Genomic DNA, 16,398 nt, shown 5'->3' on the forward strand with positions numbered 1-16,398 from the left:
CGAACCCGGAAGCTAAGCCTTTCAGCGCCGATGGTACTGCAGGGGGGACCCTGTGGGAGAGTAGGACGCCGCCGAACAATTTTTCCGGGAAAGCCCCGCACCGTATGGTGCGGGGCTTTTCTGCGTTCTGAGCGTCTAGGGTCGGACCATGCGCTACGAACTGGTCATCTTCGACAACGATGGTGTGCTCGTCGACAGTGAGCCGCTCGCCAACACCATCCTCGCCGGCTACCTCACCGAACTCGGCCACCCCACCTCGTACGAGGAGTCGCTGCGCGACTACATGGGGGCCGCTGTGCACCGTGTGCACGATCTCGTCGAGGAGCGGGGCGGGGAGAAGCTTCCCGCGGACTTCGAGGACATCCTCTATTCTCGTACCTTCGCTGCTTTCCAGCGTGAGCTGGTCGCGGTGGACGGGGTGGAGGAACTCCTCGGCAAGCTCGTCGCGGACGGGGTCGACTATTGCGTCGCCTCGTCCGGGAGCCACGAGAAGATCCGGGTCGGGCACCGCAAGACCGGGCTCGACCAGTGGTTCGAAGAAGAGTGGATCTTCAGCTCGGAGGACGTCGGGCGGGGCAAGCCGGCGCCGGACCTGTTCCTGCGCGCCGCCGACCGGATGGGCGTCGCGCCCGAGCGGTGCGTCGTCATCGAGGACAGTCCGCTCGGCGTCGAGGCGGCGCGGGCGGCCGGGATGGACGTGTACGGATTCACGTCGATGATGCCCGCGGACCGGCTGGCCGGGGTGACCGGACACTTCTCGGACATGTCCCAACTCCCGGAACTGCTCGCCTGATCCATCTACCCATGGGTAGCGCCCGGGTCTACGCTCGCCGCCATGACAGACGCGGGCTTGCGGCACGGCAGGGCTTCACTGGCGTTGAGCTTCTGCGCCCAGGGGGTGGCCTTCGCCCTCCTGGTGACGCGCATCCCCGCTCTTCAGGACCAGTACGGGATATCCGACGGGCTGCTGCCCGCGTTCCTCGCCGCTGTCCCGGTGCTGGCGGGGGTCGGCAGCGTACTGACCGAAGAGGCGGTCGCGCGGGTGCGGCCCGGTGTCGTCCTGCGCTGGGCCCAGCCGCTCGTCCTGCTCGCGCTGCTCGGGGTGGGCGCCGGCCGGGAGCTCTGGCACATCGCCGTGGCCCTCGGCGTCTTCGGGCTGGCGGTCGGGGCGCTGGACGCCTCGATGAACATGATGGGCGTCAGCCTCCAGCGGGCGTACGGGCGCAGCATCATGCTCGGCTTCCACGCCGCGTTCAGCCTCGGCGGGATCGCCGGGGCGTCCCTCGCGTGGGTCGGGGCGCGGTGGGACCTGTCGCTGTTCGCGTCCTACCTCCCGGTCGTGGCGGTCCTGCTGCCCGCCGTGCTGGTCGGCAGCCGCTGGTACACGGAGGGGCGGAGCCCGGACCGGGGCGGCGTCGACTCCCTGAAGGCAGGCGGTGGCGGGGGCGTCTCGTTCAAGCTGCTGCTGCCGCTCTGCCTGGTGATGTGCTTCGCGTACATCGGTGACTCGACCGTCGCCAACTGGAGCGCCAAGTACCTCCAGGACGTGCTCGGCAGCTCGGAGCAGATGTCGACCGTCCCGTACAACGTCTACATGGTGACCACGCTGCTCGGGCGGGCGGTCGGGGACCTCGGGGTGCGGCGGTTCGGGGCGGTCGCCGTGGTGCGGGGCGGGAGTGTGCTGGCCGCCGGGGGGTTCGCGGTCGTGGCCATGGCTCCGGGGGCCTGGGTGGGGATGCTCGGGTTCACGCTGCTGGGGCTCGGGCTCTGTGTGATCGTGCCGCAGACCTTCGCGGCGGCAGGGCGGATGTTCCCGGGGAACAGCGACGCGGCGGTGGCCCGGCTGAACGTCTTCAACTATGTCGGGTTCCTGGTGGGTTCGCCGCTCGTGGGCGTTGTGGGGGACGCGTGGAGCTACCGGGGGGCCATGCTCGTACCGATGGTCCTGGTGCTGGCGACGCTGGTGTACGCCCGCTCGTTCGCGCCGGAGCCCGCCCGATACGGTGGCGGGCATGAGCGGCCGCACACAGCTGATGTGGGATGACGCAGTTACGGGATACGACTTCGGGGAGAGCCACCCCATGGACCCCGTCCGGCTGGCCCTGACGATGGGGCTGGTGCGGGCGTTCGGGCTCGACGGGGCGGTGGACCTGCGGGGGGCGAAGCCCGTGGGGGACTCCACCCTGCGGCTCGTGCACCGGCAGGACTACGTGTCCGCCGTGCGGGCCGCCTCCGCCGATCCCCGGGCCGCCGACCAGGACTACGGGCTCGGGACCGTCGACGATCCGGCGTTCGCCGGGATGCACGAGGCGTCCGCGCTGATCGCCGGGCTCTCCGTGGGGGCCGCCGAGGCCGTGTGGCGGGGCCTGAGCGAGCACGCGGTGAACTTCACCGGGGGGCTGCATCACGCCATGCCGGGGGCGGCCGCCGGGTTCTGCATCTACAACGACCCGGCCCTCGCCATCGCCCGGCTGCTGGAGCTGGGCGCGGAGAGGGTCGCGTACGTCGATGTGGACGTCCACCACGGGGACGGGGTGCAGGCCGCGTTCTGGGAGGACCCGCGCGTCCTGACCATCTCCCTGCACGAGCACCCGCGCACGCTCTTCCCGCAGACCGGGTGGCCGGAGGAGACCGGGGCCGGGGCGGGCGAGGGCTCGGCGGTGAACCTGGCGCTGCCCGCCGGGACCGGGGACGCCGGGTGGCTGCGGGCCTTCCACGCGGTCGTGCCCGAGCTGCTGGCCGATTTCCGCCCCCAGGTGCTCGTCACGCAGCACGGGGCCGATACGCACTTCGAGGACCCGCTCGCCCATCTCGCGGTCTCCCTGGACGCGCAGCGGGCGGTGATGGAGTCCTGCCACGAGCTGGCCCACCAGTACGCGGACGGCGGGCGCTGGGTGGCGCTCGGCGGGGGCGGGTACGCGGTGGTCGACGTCGTACCGCGTTCGTGGACGCATCTCGTCGGGATCGCCGCGCACGCGCCCGTCGATCCGGAGTCGGTGGTGCCGGCCTCCTGGCGGGATCAGGTCTACGCGCTGACGCGGCAGTTGGGTCCTGGCCGGATGACGGACGGGCGTACGCCGTCCTGGCAGTCCTGGGAGGACGGGTACGACCCGGCGGACCGGCTGGACCAGGCGGTCATCGCGACGCGCAAGGCGGCGTTCCCGCTGCGGGGGCTGCTGGCCTGAGCGACGCAGCAGAGGTGACGTGCGCCAGAGGTGACGTGCCGGAGGTGACGTGCCGGAGGTGACGTGCCGGAGGTGACGTGCCCGTGCCGGCGTAGCGGAATCGTGCGGGAGCGTGGTGGGGGCATTGTCCCGGGCGGTTACGCCAACGGTGGGGCGTAACGGGATTCCCGCCCGCCCGGCCGGTGCGATGCGGCAGCATCCGTGAGGTGTTGAGCACCGGGGCGTTACGCGCCCATCTGCTGGCGGCCCGGCTGGCCGGGCCCGTGGCCACCCCGCGCGAGGACAGTCTGCGCAGCTACCGGCTGTTCGCCGCGCGGGATCCCCGGGTGATGCTGGGTCTCTCGCCCGAGCGGGCCTGGGAAGAGCCGGAGGTGTTGCGGCTGATGGCGGACCGGTGCGGGGTCTCGGCGGATCCCGCGCACGTCTCCGGGCCGGACGCGATCGACCCGGAGCGGACGGTGGCCGCGCTGGACGCGTTCGCGGAGCGGCTGGGGCGGGTGGCGTCGCTGCGGGCCCCGGTGCTGCTGGGGACCGGGCATCCGCACCGGCTGCTGGGGTTCTACGCCGGGCTGGCAGACGCCTTGTCGGCGGCGGGATGCCCTGTCCTCACCCCCGCGCAGGGGCGATGTATCGACATAACGACCCGGTTCGGCGTACGCACGTACCGTCTCGACTACGTACGGGGGGTCGCCCTGGTGCGCGAACCCGGGGGGCGGCCCACGGGTGGTGAAACCGGCGCGCACACCCATTCCCCGCTGCCGGTCAGGGTGGCGCTCCAGGACGCGGCGGAGCGGTACGGGGTGCTTCCGGAGCTGGTGATCGGGGACCACGGGTGGGTCTGCGGCGCAGGTCAGCTCGGCATCGAGGCCATCGGACCGGCGGACACGGACGATCCGGCGCTGTTCGTCGGGGAGGCCGAGGGGCGGGTTTCCGTCGCCGTGCCGCTCGACGACGGCGTGCGGTCGCACTACTACCGGCCGCTGACGCGCTATGTGCTCCACCGGGCACGCCTGTCCCCGTAGGCGGGCCGATCGTCCCTCCTCTTCCCCACTCGCACCACCCGCCCCTAATCTGGGGAGTGAGCGCACAACGACGAAGAGTCACCGGAGGGGAAGCCGGTGCGCGTCCGGTGCGGAAGGTACAGGTGGGTCATGGCTGCTGACAACGAGAGGCCTCTCAACGAGGTCAAGTTTCTGACCGTGGCGGAAGTCGCCTCGGTCATGCGAGTGTCGAAGATGACCGTGTACCGCTTGGTGCACAGCGGTCATCTGCCGGCGATCCGGGTGGGCAGGTCCTTCCGGGTGCCGGAGCAAGCGGTTCACGCGTATCTCCGCGAGTCCTTTGTGGGGGTGGAATCGGCCTGAGGCCGCCCGCGGACGCCGGGGGCCGCCCTGCGGAACCCCGGGGTTTGCCCTCGGATTACGTCCCTCACCCGGTGGCGGGTAGGCTAGGCCGACGTAGGTCGTGTGGGCCCAGACGCCCCGCACCAGTGAAAATGAAGTGAGCGAGGGTAGTCGTGGGCTCTGTTATCAAGAAGCGGCGCAAGCGGATGGCCAAGAAGAAGCACCGCAAGCTGCTCAAGCGCACGCGCGTTCAGCGTCGCAACAAGAAGTAAGCGAACGCAGTTCGTGAGATCCGCAGCCCTCCCGCCCATCCGGCGGGAGGGCTGCGGTGCGTTTCGGGGCACGGGGTCGTCACAGGACGGCGTCCACCCGCTACGGTGACGGCCAGGGAAGTCACCGCGGGAAGCGGGTACCCGCTTCCCGGACCGACGGAAGGCGCTGGTCTTGGGCAAGGTCGTCCTCGTCACGGGAGTGGCCCGGCAGCTGGGGGGCCGCTTCGTCCGGCGCGTCCAGCGCGATCCCGGGGTGGACCGGGTGATCGCCGTGGACGCGGTCGCGCCCGCGCACCCGTTGGGGGACGCGGAGTTCGTGCGGGCGGACATCCGGCAGTCCGCCCTGGCGCGGATCCTGGCCGAGTACGCCGTCGACACGGTCGTGCACCTGGACGTCTCCGGCAAGGCCCTCGGCACGGCCGGCCGGACGGCGATCAAGGAGACCAACGTCATCGGCACCATGCAGCTGCTCGGCGCCTGTCAGAAGTCGCCGACCGTGCAGCGGCTCGTGGTGAAGTCCAGTACGAGCGTGTACGGGTCGGCGCCCCGCGATCCGGCGGTGTTCACCGAGACCACCCCGCCCAAGTCGCTGCCGAGCGGCGGGTTCGCCAAGGACGCGGTGGAGGTCGAGGGGTACGTACGGGGCTTCGCCCGCCGCCGCCCCGACGTCGCGGTGTGCGTGCTGCGGTTCGCCAACATCCTGGGGCCGCGGCCGGACTCGCCGCTCGCGGACTATCTGTCGCTGCCGGTGCTGCCGACCGTCTTCGGGTACGACCCCCGGCTCCAGTTCGTGCACGAGGACGACGTCGTCGACGTACTGGAGATCGCCTCGCGCGAGCCCCGGCGCGGGACGCTGAACAGCGGGACCTTCAACATCGCCGGGGACGGCGTGCTGTTGCTCTCGCAGTGCTCGCGGCGGCTGGGGCGGCCGACCGTGCCGGTGCTGCTGCCCGCCGTCACATGGGTCGGCTCGGCGCTCCGTACGATCGGTATGACCGACTTCTCGCCGGAACAGATCCGGCTGCTGACCCATGGCAGGGTGGTGTCCACCGTGCAGATGCGCGAGACCCTCGGTTTCCGGCCGGAGTTCACCACGGCCGAGACCTTCGCGGAGTTCGCGCGGAGCCGGGGGCCCGGGCTGCTGCCGCCTCAGACGGTGGGCAGGGCGGTGGACCGGCTGGCGGAGCTGCCGCTGCCGGGGGGCGCCGGACCGCGGGAGCGCGGGGCCGGTGCGGTACAGACGAATCACGGCGCCAGGTAGAGGAGCGCACCGACGATGGCGGACGCCAAGGTCATTCCGTTCGACGACGACCGTTCGCGGTCCGGTGGCGCCGCGCGTCCGGCCCGGCGCCGGACCGGGGCGGGCGGCAGCGGCGCCCGGGGCGACGGCTCCACGGCCCCTGTGAGCGCCCTGCCGGGCGGCCGGCTGCCCGAGCCGCCCGAGTCCTCCCCGGAGGCCGGGGCGGCGGCGCAGGACGCGCAGGGGCCCCAGGAGGCCCCGGGGGGCGGGGTGCGGGGGACTGCCGGGGCGGGAGAGGCCGAGGCCGCCGGGGCGGGCGGCGGCTGGGACCGGCGGATCGCGGGCGGGCTCGCGTTCCTGCGGCGGCGGGTCACCGGCGACTACGAGGTCGACGAGTTCGGTTACGACAAGGAGCTCACCGACCAGGTCCTGATGTCGGCGCTGCGCCCGCTGGCGGACAAGTACTTCCGCGTCGAGGTGAAGGGCATCGAGAACATCCCCTCGGACGGCGGGGCGCTCGTCGTGGCCAACCACTCCGGGACGCTGCCGCTGGACGGGCTGATGCTCCAGGTCGCGGTGCACGACAACCACCCGGCCGAACGCCATCTGCGGCTGCTCGCCGCCGACCTGGTCTTCCACCTGCCGGTGGTCAACGAGCTGGCGCGCAAGGCCGGTCACACGCTGGCCTGTGCGGAGGACGCGCAGCGGCTGCTGGAGCTCGGCGAGATCGTCGGGGTGATGCCGGAGGGGTTCAAGGGCATCGGCAAGCCGTTCGGCGACCGCTACAAGCTCCAGCGCTTCGGGCGGGGCGGGTTCGTCTCGACGGCGCTGCGGGCGGGCGCGCCGATCGTGCCGTGCTCGATCGTCGGGGCCGAGGAGATCTACCCGATGATCGGCAACGCGAAGACGCTGGCGCGGCTGCTGGGCTTCCCGTACTTCCCGCTCACGCCGACGTTCCCGTGGCTGGGGCCGCTGGGGATGGTGCCGCTGCCGACGAAGTGGACGATCCAGTTCGGTGAGCCGATCCCCACGGACGGCTATCCGCCGGAGGCGGCGGAGGACCCGATGCTGATGTTCAACCTGACGGACCAGGTGCGCGAGCAGATCCAGCACACGCTGTACAAGCTGCTCGTACAGCGGCGGTCGGTCTTCTTCTGAGGCGGAGCGGGTTACGAAGAGGGGGCCGGTACGCGGTGTGCGTGCCGGCCCCCTCCCACGTACGCGCTACTGCTTCGGCTTGAGGTTCTCTCCGTCGATCCCCAGGCCGGGGAGGAGCCCGGGGAGCAGCGGGGGCAGGGTCACGTCCGGAGCGGGGCGGGGCGGGGTGCTGGGCCGGTCCTCCGGGGTCGGCGGGGTGAGGCCGTCCGTGGGGAGGTCGTCGAGCAGGCCGTCCGTACCGCCGCCCAGCAGACCGTCCTCGGGGGTCGCGCCGGCGGAGCCGGAGGAGCCCGACGAACCGGAGGGCTTGGGCGCGGTGCTGGAGTCGGTGCGGCCCTCGGACTGGGTCGGGGGCGCGGGGGCGGTGGGGTCGTCGGTCCGGGGGGAGCCGGTGTCCGGGGCGGTGGAGTCGGAGCGCTTGGCGTCCTCGCGGGCGTCCGGGGGGCGGGGGAGGAGCGACTGGAGCGGGGCGACGTCCTCGTCCATGGCGTCGAAGACGGAGCTGACCTCGTCGCCGACGTCGGCGAGCTGGACGGGCAGCCGGTCGCGGAGGCTGCTCCAGGTGTCGCGGTGCGAGCGGGAGAAGGTGTCCAGGGCCTGGATATGGCCGATGCCGCCGTCGCGCTTGTAGGCGGAGTGGAGCAGCCGGTGGCCCTCGGAGGCGTCGTGGGACATGCCGTTGAGCGCGCGTCTGACCGCGCCGAGGGACTCGTGGTCCAGCTCGCCGGCGCGGCCGCGCTCCATGAGTCTGCGGGCCTCGCTGAGCCGGGTCGACGCCTGGTCGAGGTATGCCTCGCCGCGGTCGGCCTCGCCCTTGGTCATGCCGAGGCTGATGTCCTCCATCCCGCGCTTCAGCCCGTACAGCGAGTCACCGGGCAGGGCGTCGGAGCTGGCAGCGGCCACTCCGCCGAACGCGCCGGCTGCCACACCCACGGTGAGCCCGCCGGCGGTGAGCCCCTTCGCCCAGCGGGAGCGGGGACGCAGTTTGCGCAGTGGCGAGGCCCGGTGGGCCCCCTTGCCCCGTTGCACGGGCACCGTAGGGCCCGTCGATGCGCCGCCCTCGGCGAACATGGCCTCCATGGCCGCGACGAGCTGGGCTCGCTGCACCACTTTGACCTCGGGGTCCAACTGCGGCTTCGGTAGTTCACCGAGGCCGTTCGCCAGGGCCAACAGCGGTCCGCGGTCGGCCTGGTCGGCCGGCTCCTCGGGCTGTCCGGCCGCCGCACCCTGGAGGGTCTGCTCCTCCAGGGCCTGGGCGAAGGCGTTCGCCCGCCGGTGTGCCGAAACGTTTGCGATCACTGGCGGCACCTCCTCTCGTCATGACGGTCGACTCCCCTGACGGTCCGGAAGGTTGCACACCTTGAGCGTTTCCACTCGATGGAGTGAGTGGCTACGGACATGCAGTGACGACAGGGGGCCTGCAACCGGCACAACGAGGGGCGCGGCACTTGGGTTACGCACGAAAGATGATCGGACCAGTGCGTGAAGGATCGGTCACTTTCGGTCTCGGTCAGCGGGCGTCGTCCGGCAGCAGGCGGGCGAGCGTGCGGACGGCGCGGTATTGCAGGGTCTTGATCGCGCCCTCGTTCTTGCCCATCACCCGGGCCGTCTCGGCGACCGAGAGGCCCTGGAGGAAGCGCAGCGTGACGCACTCCTGCTGCTGCGGATTGAGTCGGCGCACGGCCTGGAGCAGTGCGGCGTTGGAGAGGGACTCCAGGACGGAGTCCTCGGGGGAGCGTTCCACTTCGTTGGCGTCGAGCATTTCGCCGGTGGTCACTTCCAGTCGGAACCGGCTGGATTTGAAGTGGTCGGCGACCAGGTTGCGCGCGATCGTGACCAGCCAGGCCCCGAAGTCGCGGCCCTGCCAGGTGAACGTGGAGATCCGGCGCAGCGCGCGGAGGAAGGTCTCACTGGTGAGGTCCTCCGCGGTCGCCTTGCCGCCCACGCGGTAGTAGATGTACCGGTACACGGTGTCGCTGTACTGGTCGTACAGGCGGCCGAAGGCGTCCGCCTCACCGGCCTGTGCGCGCTCGACGAGATCCATCATGCGGGCGCTGTCGCTGTCGGCGGTGGGACGGCGGACGGTCGACGTGGTCGAGGCGGCGCGGGTGCTGCGTCTTCCGACCGCCGCACTGCGTTCGGCCATGGCGTAGCACGGGCCGGCAGGTGCAGGGGTGGCAAAGGCGGGGACGGCGTACGCGGTGGGGACGAAGCCGCGCAAGCGGTCAATGACCGATGCACGCAGCGTAGCCAGGCCCGAAGCGTCAACCCCGACGTGTGGGTACACGGGACTCCCAGAGGCAGAGCTTTCCATCACGAGCAGTGCGAAAAACGTCACTCGTCGTAGCGAGCGGCGGTCTCCGTGATGCGTCTGAGGAGAATAACGCTTCGTGCAGGCGGCACTACACCCAGTTGTCTAAATCACCGATTACGTCGTTTCTTGTATCGCTAAGTGACGCATCGGGCACCACATCGTGACCAGTTATTGATCGGATTGCTTCGTGATCTGTCTCTGGGTACGACGGGTTGTGTTCGGGCCATGGGCGGCCGGGCCCGGCCGGGGCCGCGGGTCGTCAGCGGCGGCGGCGGTGCAGGGCCAGGGCCGCCGCCGTTCCGCCCGCCAGTGCGCCGACTCCGGCGGCGGCCGGGATGCCGACCTTCGCCGCCTTGCGGCCGGTGCGGTAGTCGCGCAGCCGCCAGTCCAGGGCGCGGGCGTGCCTGCGGAGCTTGGTGTCCGGGTTGATCGCGTAGGGGTGGCCGACCAGCGAGAGCATCGGGATGTCGTTGTGCGAGTCGCTGTAGGCGGCGCAGCGGTCCAGGTCCAGGTCCTCGGCCGCCGCCAGGGCGCGTACCGCTTCGGCCTTGGCGGGGCCGTGCAGGGGCTCGCCCACCAGGCGGCCGGTGTAGACGCCGTCGACCGATTCGGCGACGGTGCCGAGCGCGCCGGTCAGGCCGAGGCGGCGGGCGATGATGGTGGCCGTCTCCACGGGGGCGGCGGTGACCAGCCAGACGCGCTGGCCGGCGTCCAGGTGGGCCTGGGCCAGGGCGCGGGTGCCGGGCCAGATGCGGTCGGCCATGTACTCGTCGTAGATCTCCTCGCCGATGGACATCAGCTCGGAGACCCGGTGGCCCTTGACGATGGACAGGGCGCTGTCGCGGGCGTCCTGCATGTGTTCCGGGTCCTCGACGCCGGCCAGCCGGAACCACGCCTGCTGCCAGGCGAACCGGGTGAGCTCGCGGCGCTCGAAGAACTTCCGCTTGTAGAGGCCGCGGCCGAAGTGGAAGATCGCGGCGCCCTGCATGACGGTGTTGTCGAGGTCGAAGAAGGCGGCGGCGCGGTCGTCCCCGGCGACCGGGAAGGCGGGCTCGTCGGGCGCGTGGTCGGGGACTCTGGCCAGCAGGGCGGATTCGTCCTCGACCGAGGTCTTGCGGGCGGCCTCCGCCGCGGCCTCGCCTGCCAGGACGCTCCGTGCAGTCGCGGAACGCCTACGGGGTGTGAGCCATCCAAGAGCGGCCATGCGGTGAGCATAACCAGTTCATCCGTACCTGCCCGACCTGCCGGGATGCGAGGGCGTGAACACTGCGGGGCCGAATCGTTGATCGGGCGATTCCGGGCGGTCCGTCGCCGTCGCGCGCGGGCGCGGAAAGTGAGCGTGACGGGCTCGGGGCGCAGGCGCGGGGGGCCAGAATGAGAGGCATGAGTCCTCTGCTGCGCCGTACGAAGAAGAAGCCCGCCGACCGGGTGGTCACCCTCGTGGGGAAGCCCGGCTGTCATCTGTGCGAGGACGCGCGGGCGGTGGTGAGCGCGGTCTGCGAGGAGACCGGTGCGTCGTGGACGGAGAAGGACATCACCGAGGACGAGGCGCTGTACAAGGAGTACTGGGAGCAGATTCCGGTGGTGCTGATCGACGGCGAACAGCACACGTTCTGGCGGGTGGATCCGGCGAGGCTGCGCAAGGCACTGGGTGCGGACGCGAAACCCGGTTAACATCATGGGCGTTTTGAGTGGTCTCGGGGGCGTAGACGTGAGGAGTGTGCACCGCTTTGCCCCCTTCGAGGCTGCAACGGGCTGATGCGGTCCCTGGTTCCGGGATCGCACGGGGAATGTGCGTGACCCCGGTCACTTTGACCGGACAAAACGGACACCATCTTTGTGCACGCGTTCACAAAGACATAGCCTGCAGGGGACGGGGCGGTCCTGGGACATACGGCCGCCTGCAGCCCCGCTCATCCCGCAGGAGCACCGTGGCAACTGGCCGAACTCACCGACCGGCGACCCGTAGCCGAGGAATTCCCGAGGCCACCGTCGCCCGGCTTCCGCTGTATCTGCGCGCCCTGACCGCGCTCTCCGAGCGATCGGTACCCACGGTCTCCTCCGAGGAACTGGCCGCGGCGGCCGGGGTCAACTCCGCGAAGCTGCGCAAGGACTTCAGCTACCTGGGGTCCTACGGCACCCGCGGTGTCGGGTACGACGTCGAGTATCTCGTCTACCAGATCTCCCGCGAACTCGGGCTCACCCAGGACTGGCCGGTCGCCATCGTCGGCATCGGCAACCTCGGCGCGGCCCTCGCCAACTACGGCGGCTTCGCCTCGCGCGGCTTCCGGGTCGCGGCGCTGATCGACGCCGACCCCGCCATGGCCGGTACGCCGGTGGCCGGGATCGCCGTCCAGCACACGGACGACCTGGACCGGATCATCAGCGACAACGGTGTGTCCATCGGCGTGATCACCACCCCGCCCGGCGCGGCCCAGCAGGTCTGCGACCGGCTCGTCGCCGCCGGGGTGACCTCCATCCTGAACTTCGCGCCGACCGTGCTCTCGGTGCCCGAGGGCGTCGACGTACGCAAGGTCGACCTCTCCATCGAGCTCCAGATCCTCGCGTTCCACGAGCAGCGCAAGGCCGGCGAGGACGCGTCCCAGGAGGGCGAGGACCCCGCCGCCCCGCCGATGCGCGCCACGCCCGCCAGCCGGAAAGGACCCGACGGGGACATGCCCGCCGTGATGCCGGCATGAGCCTCCTCGTCGTCGGACTGAGCCACCGCAGCGCCCCCGTCTCCGTACTGGAGCGGGCCTCCCTCGCTGCCGAGACCCAGGCCAAGCTGCTCCAGGACGCCCTCGCCGCGGAACCCGCGACCGAGGCCGCCGTGCTGGCCACCTGCAACCGCATCGAGCTGTACGCGGACGTGGACAAGTTCCACGCGGGCGTCGCCGAGCTCTCCACCCTGCTCGCCCAGCACAGCGGCGTCGGACTGGACGAGCTCACTCCGTATCTCTATGTGCACTACGAGGACCGGGCCGTCCACCACCTCTTCTCGGTGGCCTGCGGGCTGGACTCGATGGTCGTCGGCGAGGGCCAGATCCTCGGCCAGATCAAGGACGCGCTCGCGCGCGGCCAGGAGCTGCACACCGCCGGACGGCTGCTGAACGACCTGTTCCAGCAGGCCCTGCGGGTCGGCAAGCGCGCCCACAGCGAGACCGGCATCGACCGGGCCGGGCAGTCGCTCGTCTCCTTCGGGCTCCAGCAGCTCGCCGCCGGGGCCGACCCCGGGCTCTGGGCCCGGGGCAAGCGCGCCCTGGTGATCGGCGCGGGTTCGATGTCCTCGCTGGCCGCGGCCACCCTCGCCCGGACCGGGATCGCCGAGATCGCCGTCGCCAACCGGACCCGCTCGCGCGCGGACCGGCTGGTGGATATCCTCCAGCAGGGCGACGACACCACCGTGCGCGCCCGGGCGATCGAGATGTCCGCGGTCGGCGACGAACTGACACGTGCCGACGTCGTCGTCTCCTGCACCGGCGCCACCGGCCTCGTGCTCACCGCCGACGCCCTCGCGGCCGCCCTCGGCGTGAGGCTGGACGCCCCGGCCGAGACGCCGACGGTCACCGTCACCCCGGCCCCGGCCGACGTCGAACAGCACGCCGCCTGGGTGGAGAACGGCTCCGCCGCCTCCGCCCCCGTGACCCCGCCGCGCCGCGTCGTCGTGCCCGCGCAGTCCACCGGCCCGGTCCGCCTCGCCCTGCTCGACCTCGCCATGCCGCGCGACATCGACGGCGCGGCCCACCGCATCGACGGGGTGCGCCTCGTCGACATCGAGTCGCTCGCCGACGCCTCCGCCGACGCCCCGATGGCCGCCGACGTGGACCGGGTCCGCACGATCGTCGCCGACGAGGTGGCCGCCTTCGGCGCGGCCCAGCGCGCCGCCCATGTCGCCCCGACCGTGGTCGCCCTGCGCACCATGGCCGCCGGCGTGGTCGCCGGCGAGATCGCCCGGCTGGACGGCCGCCTCCCCGACCTGGACGAGAAGCAGCGCGCCGAGATCACCCAGACCGTGCGCCGCGTCGTCGACAAACTCCTGCACGCGCCCACCGTGCGGGTCAAGCAGCTCGCCAGCGAGCCCGGCGGCGCCGGGTACGCGGACGCGCTGCGCGAACTCTTCGACCTCGACCCGCAGACGGTGGCCGCCGTCTCCCGGGCAGACCTGAACGACCCGAATAGAGGGCGGTCATGACCGACAACTCAATCCCGGGCGCGCGGAGTTCCGCGCCGCTCCGGCTGGGCACCCGGCGCAGCAAGCTGGCCATGGCCCAGTCCGGCCTCGTCGCCGAGGCGGTCCGCGAGGTGACCGGGCGCGCCGTCGAGCTCGTCGAGATCACCACGTACGGGGACGTCTCCCGTGAGCACCTGGCACAGATCGGCGGCACCGGCGTGTTCGTCGCGGCCCTGCGCGAGGCGCTGCTGCGGGGCGAGGTGGACTTCGCCGTCCACTCCCTCAAGGACCTGCCGACCTCCCAGCCCGACGAGCTGGTGCTCGCGGCCGTGCCGCAGCGCGAGGACCCGCGCGACGCCCTGGTGGCGCGCGACGGGCTGACCTTCGGGCAGCTGCCGGACGGGGCGCGCGTCGGCACCGGTTCGCCGCGCCGCATGGCGCAGCTCAACGCGTACGCCCGCGCCCACGGCCTGCGGATCGAGACCGTCCCCATCCGGGGCAACGTCGACACGCGGATCGGGTTCGTGCGGGACGGGGAGCTGGACGCGGTGGTTCTCGCCGCCGCCGGGCTCAGCCGGCTCGGCCGGACCGGTGAGGTGACCGAGTTCCTGCCGGTCGACACAGTTTTGCCCGCTCCCGGCCAGGGAGCACTGGCGATCGAGTGCGCTGCGTCCAGCGCCGACCTCGCCGCCGCGCTCGCCGAGCTCGACGACCCGTACACCCGGGCCGCCGTGACCGCCGAACGCGCCCTGCTCGCCGCCCTGGAGGCCGGCTGCTCCGCACCTGTGGGTGCGCTGGCCGACCTCCTGGTCGACGGACAGGTTGTCAACGAACTGCGCCTGCGCGGAGTCGTCGGTACCACCGACGGTTCCTCGCTGGTGCAGCTGTCCACCACCGGTCCCGTCCCCACGTCGCACGACGACGCGGCGGCCCTCGGTCGCGCACTCGCGGCCGAGATGCTCGCCAAGGGTGCGGCCGGTCTTATGGGGGAGCGAGCACTTTGAGCCCCACCGGCCCCGCCGCATCCGACTTTCCTGCCCTGTCCCCACAAGGTCAGGTCACCTTCCTCGGCGCCGGTCCCGGCGACCCCGGACTGCTGACGCTGCGCGCCGTCGAGGCGCTGGCGAGCGCAGACGTCCTCGTCGCCGAACCGGACGTACTCGACGTCGTTCGCGGTCATGCGCGGGCAGGCGTAAGCACGCCTGAGCTGACGGTTGTTGACGTGGCGTCAACAGCCGCCGGAGTACCCGTTCTCAGGGACGCGGCCAATCTTGTCATGGAGGCCGCGAAGGGCGGCAGGCGGGTGGTCCGTGCTGTCGCGGGCGACCCGGGCCTGGACGGCGACGCGGGCGCGGAGATGCTCGCCTGCGCCGCCGCCGGGGTGCCCTTCGAGGTCGTCCCGGGCGTGGCGAACGCTGTGGGCGTGCCCGCGTACGCCGGGGTGCCGCTGCGGGACGCGCAGGGCGCCGACGTGCGCTTCGTCGACGCCCGTACGGCCTCCGACCGGTGCTGGAGCGAGGTCGGCGCGAGCGACGCGACCGCCGTCGTCTCCACCACCCTGGACTCGGTCGCCGCCGCCGCCGGCGAGCTGGTCTCCGCGGGCCGCAAGCCCGACACCCCGCTCACCGTGACCATCGGCGGCACCACCACCCGCCAGCGCACCTGGACGGCGACCCTCGGGACGATCGCCCAGGTCCTCAAGCAGGCCAAGGTGCTGCCGTCGCCCGAGGGGCACCGGCCGGTCATAGCCGTGGTCGGAGAGCGCAGCTCCGCCGCCCAGCGCGACCAGCTCGCGTGGTTCGAGTCCAAGCCGCTGTTCGGCTGGAGGGTGCTCGTCCCGCGCACGAAGGAGCAGGCCGCGTCGCTCTCCGACCAGCTGCGTTCCTACGGCGCGGTGCCGCACGAGGTCCCGACGATCGCCGTCGAACCGCCGCGTACGCCCCAGCAGATGGAGCGCGCAGTCAAGGGTCTGGTCACCGGGCGCTACGAGTGGATCGCCTTCACCAGCGTGAACGCCGTCAAGGCGGTCCGGGAGAAGTTCGAGGAGTACGGGCTCGACGCCCGCGCCTTCGCCGGGATCAAGGTCGCGGCGGTGGGCGAGCAGACGGCCGCAGCGCTGGTCGACTTCGGCGTGAAGCCGGACCTGGTGCCCTCCGGTGAGCAGTCCGCCGCCGGGCTGCTGGAGGACTGGCCGCCCTACGACCCGGTCTTCGACCCGATCGACCGGGTGTTCCTGCCGCGCGCCGACATCGCCACCGAGACCCTGGTGGCGGGGCTCATCGAGCTGGGCTGGGAGGTCGACGACGTCACCGCGTACCGCACGGTCCGCGCCTCGCCGCCGCCGGCCGACACCCGCGAGGCGATCAAGGGCGGCGGCTTCGACGCGGTCCTGTTCACCTCGTCCTCCACGGTGCGCAACCTGGTCGGCATCGCGGGCAAGCCGCACAACGTGACCGTCATCGCGTGCATCGGCCCGGCCACCGCGAAGACCGCCGAGGAGCACGGCCTGCGCGTGGACGTGCTGTCCCCGGAGCCGTCCGTGCACAAGCTCGCCGAGGCGCTCGCCGCCTTCGGCGCGCAGCGCCGGGACGCGGCGAAGGCGGCCGGCGACCCGGTGACCCGGCCGAGCGAGCGGCGCCCGGGCGCGCGCAGACGCCGGACGACGACGTAGCGGTACGTGAACGGGTGGGCCCGGTCGCTTCGGCGGCCGGGCCC

The 16,398-nt window shown here is 72.0% G+C and carries 16 protein-coding genes and 1 rRNA gene; 14 read left to right on the plus strand and 3 right to left on the minus strand.

What is annotated here, in order from left to right:
• The 9 genes from rrf to ACLJPL_RS29375 all read left to right on the plus strand — a co-directional run.
• A 5S ribosomal RNA gene (rrf, locus tag ACLJPL_RS29335) occupies nucleotides 1–77 on the plus strand; the annotation flags it as partial.
• Between the two features lie 71 nt (nucleotides 78–148).
• Nucleotides 149–793 (plus strand): HAD family hydrolase, encoded by a 645-nt coding sequence (locus tag ACLJPL_RS29340; protein WP_411083969.1) that lies wholly within the window; start codon nucleotides 149–151, stop codon nucleotides 791–793.
• 42 nt (nucleotides 794–835) lie between these two features.
• Nucleotides 836–2,044, plus strand: coding sequence for an MFS transporter (locus ACLJPL_RS29345; protein ID WP_411083970.1), 1,209 nt, complete (start codon nucleotides 836–838; stop codon nucleotides 2,042–2,044).
• The gene (locus ACLJPL_RS29350; protein WP_411083971.1) at nucleotides 2,013–3,185 is read left to right on the plus strand and encodes an acetoin utilization protein AcuC; all 1,173 of its coding nucleotides are present in this window, start codon (nucleotides 2,013–2,015) and stop codon (nucleotides 3,183–3,185) included. The genes ACLJPL_RS29345 and ACLJPL_RS29350 overlap by 32 nt, the downstream gene beginning before the upstream one ends.
• A gap of 206 nt (nucleotides 3,186–3,391) precedes the next feature.
• Nucleotides 3,392–4,207: a phosphatase gene (locus tag ACLJPL_RS29355; protein ID WP_411083972.1), complete on the plus strand. Its 816-nt coding sequence runs from the start codon at nucleotides 3,392–3,394 to the stop codon at nucleotides 4,205–4,207.
• Nucleotides 4,208–4,336: 129 nt separating this feature from the next.
• On the plus strand, nucleotides 4,337–4,549 hold the full coding sequence (locus ACLJPL_RS29360) for a helix-turn-helix domain-containing protein (protein ID WP_029182680.1): 213 nt from the start codon (nucleotides 4,337–4,339) through the stop codon (nucleotides 4,547–4,549).
• Nucleotides 4,550–4,701: 152 nt separating this feature from the next.
• Nucleotides 4,702–4,800: a 30S ribosomal protein bS22 gene (locus ACLJPL_RS29365; protein WP_003948845.1), complete on the plus strand. Its 99-nt coding sequence runs from the start codon at nucleotides 4,702–4,704 to the stop codon at nucleotides 4,798–4,800.
• Nucleotides 4,801–4,972: 172 nt separating this feature from the next.
• Nucleotides 4,973–6,061: an NAD-dependent epimerase/dehydratase family protein gene (locus ACLJPL_RS29370; protein ID WP_411083973.1), complete on the plus strand. Its 1,089-nt coding sequence runs from the start codon at nucleotides 4,973–4,975 to the stop codon at nucleotides 6,059–6,061.
• 15 nt (nucleotides 6,062–6,076) lie between these two features.
• Nucleotides 6,077–7,198, plus strand: coding sequence for a lysophospholipid acyltransferase family protein (locus tag ACLJPL_RS29375; protein ID WP_411083974.1), 1,122 nt, complete (start codon nucleotides 6,077–6,079; stop codon nucleotides 7,196–7,198).
• A gap of 66 nt (nucleotides 7,199–7,264) precedes the next feature.
• Here the strand turns inward: ACLJPL_RS29375 and ACLJPL_RS29380 are convergent, their stop codons facing one another.
• From ACLJPL_RS29380 to ACLJPL_RS29390, 3 genes are all read right to left on the minus strand, one after another.
• Nucleotides 7,265–8,497, minus strand: a complete 1,233-nt coding sequence (locus tag ACLJPL_RS29380) for a DUF5667 domain-containing protein (protein WP_411083975.1) — start codon at nucleotides 8,495–8,497, stop codon at nucleotides 7,265–7,267.
• A 211-nt stretch (nucleotides 8,498–8,708) separates the two neighbouring features.
• Nucleotides 8,709–9,485: an ECF subfamily RNA polymerase sigma factor, BldN family gene (locus ACLJPL_RS29385; RefSeq protein ID WP_326705166.1), complete on the minus strand. Its 777-nt coding sequence runs from the start codon at nucleotides 9,483–9,485 to the stop codon at nucleotides 8,709–8,711.
• A gap of 286 nt (nucleotides 9,486–9,771) precedes the next feature.
• On the minus strand, nucleotides 9,772–10,716 hold the full coding sequence (locus tag ACLJPL_RS29390) for an HAD family hydrolase (protein ID WP_411083976.1): 945 nt from the start codon (nucleotides 10,714–10,716) through the stop codon (nucleotides 9,772–9,774).
• A 179-nt stretch (nucleotides 10,717–10,895) separates the two neighbouring features.
• Here ACLJPL_RS29390 and ACLJPL_RS29395 point away from each other — a divergent pair, with 179 nt between their 5' ends.
• The 5 genes from ACLJPL_RS29395 (at nucleotide 10,896) to ACLJPL_RS29415 (ending at nucleotide 16,354) form a co-directional block, all read left to right on the plus strand.
• Nucleotides 10,896–11,186, plus strand: coding sequence for a glutaredoxin family protein (locus ACLJPL_RS29395; RefSeq protein WP_411083977.1), 291 nt, complete (start codon nucleotides 10,896–10,898; stop codon nucleotides 11,184–11,186).
• Between the two features lie 257 nt (nucleotides 11,187–11,443).
• Nucleotides 11,444–12,211 (plus strand): redox-sensing transcriptional repressor Rex, encoded by a 768-nt coding sequence (locus tag ACLJPL_RS29400; RefSeq protein ID WP_411083978.1) that lies wholly within the window; start codon nucleotides 11,444–11,446, stop codon nucleotides 12,209–12,211.
• The gene (locus ACLJPL_RS29405) at nucleotides 12,208–13,704 is read left to right on the plus strand and encodes a glutamyl-tRNA reductase (RefSeq protein ID WP_411083979.1); all 1,497 of its coding nucleotides are present in this window, start codon (nucleotides 12,208–12,210) and stop codon (nucleotides 13,702–13,704) included. Before ACLJPL_RS29400 ends, ACLJPL_RS29405 begins: the two co-directional genes overlap by 4 nt.
• Nucleotides 13,701–14,687, plus strand: coding sequence for a hydroxymethylbilane synthase (hemC, locus tag ACLJPL_RS29410; protein ID WP_411083980.1), 987 nt, complete (start codon nucleotides 13,701–13,703; stop codon nucleotides 14,685–14,687). Before ACLJPL_RS29405 ends, hemC begins: the two co-directional genes overlap by 4 nt.
• Nucleotides 14,684–16,354, plus strand: a complete 1,671-nt coding sequence (locus tag ACLJPL_RS29415; protein WP_411083981.1) for a uroporphyrinogen-III synthase — start codon at nucleotides 14,684–14,686, stop codon at nucleotides 16,352–16,354. Before hemC ends, ACLJPL_RS29415 begins: the two co-directional genes overlap by 4 nt.
• The last annotated feature ends 44 nt before the right edge of the window (nucleotides 16,355–16,398 follow it).

It is taken from the genome of Streptomyces sp. cmx-18-6 (genome assembly GCF_046548915.1).
Classification (GTDB): Bacteria; Actinomycetota; Actinomycetes; order Streptomycetales; family Streptomycetaceae; genus Streptomyces.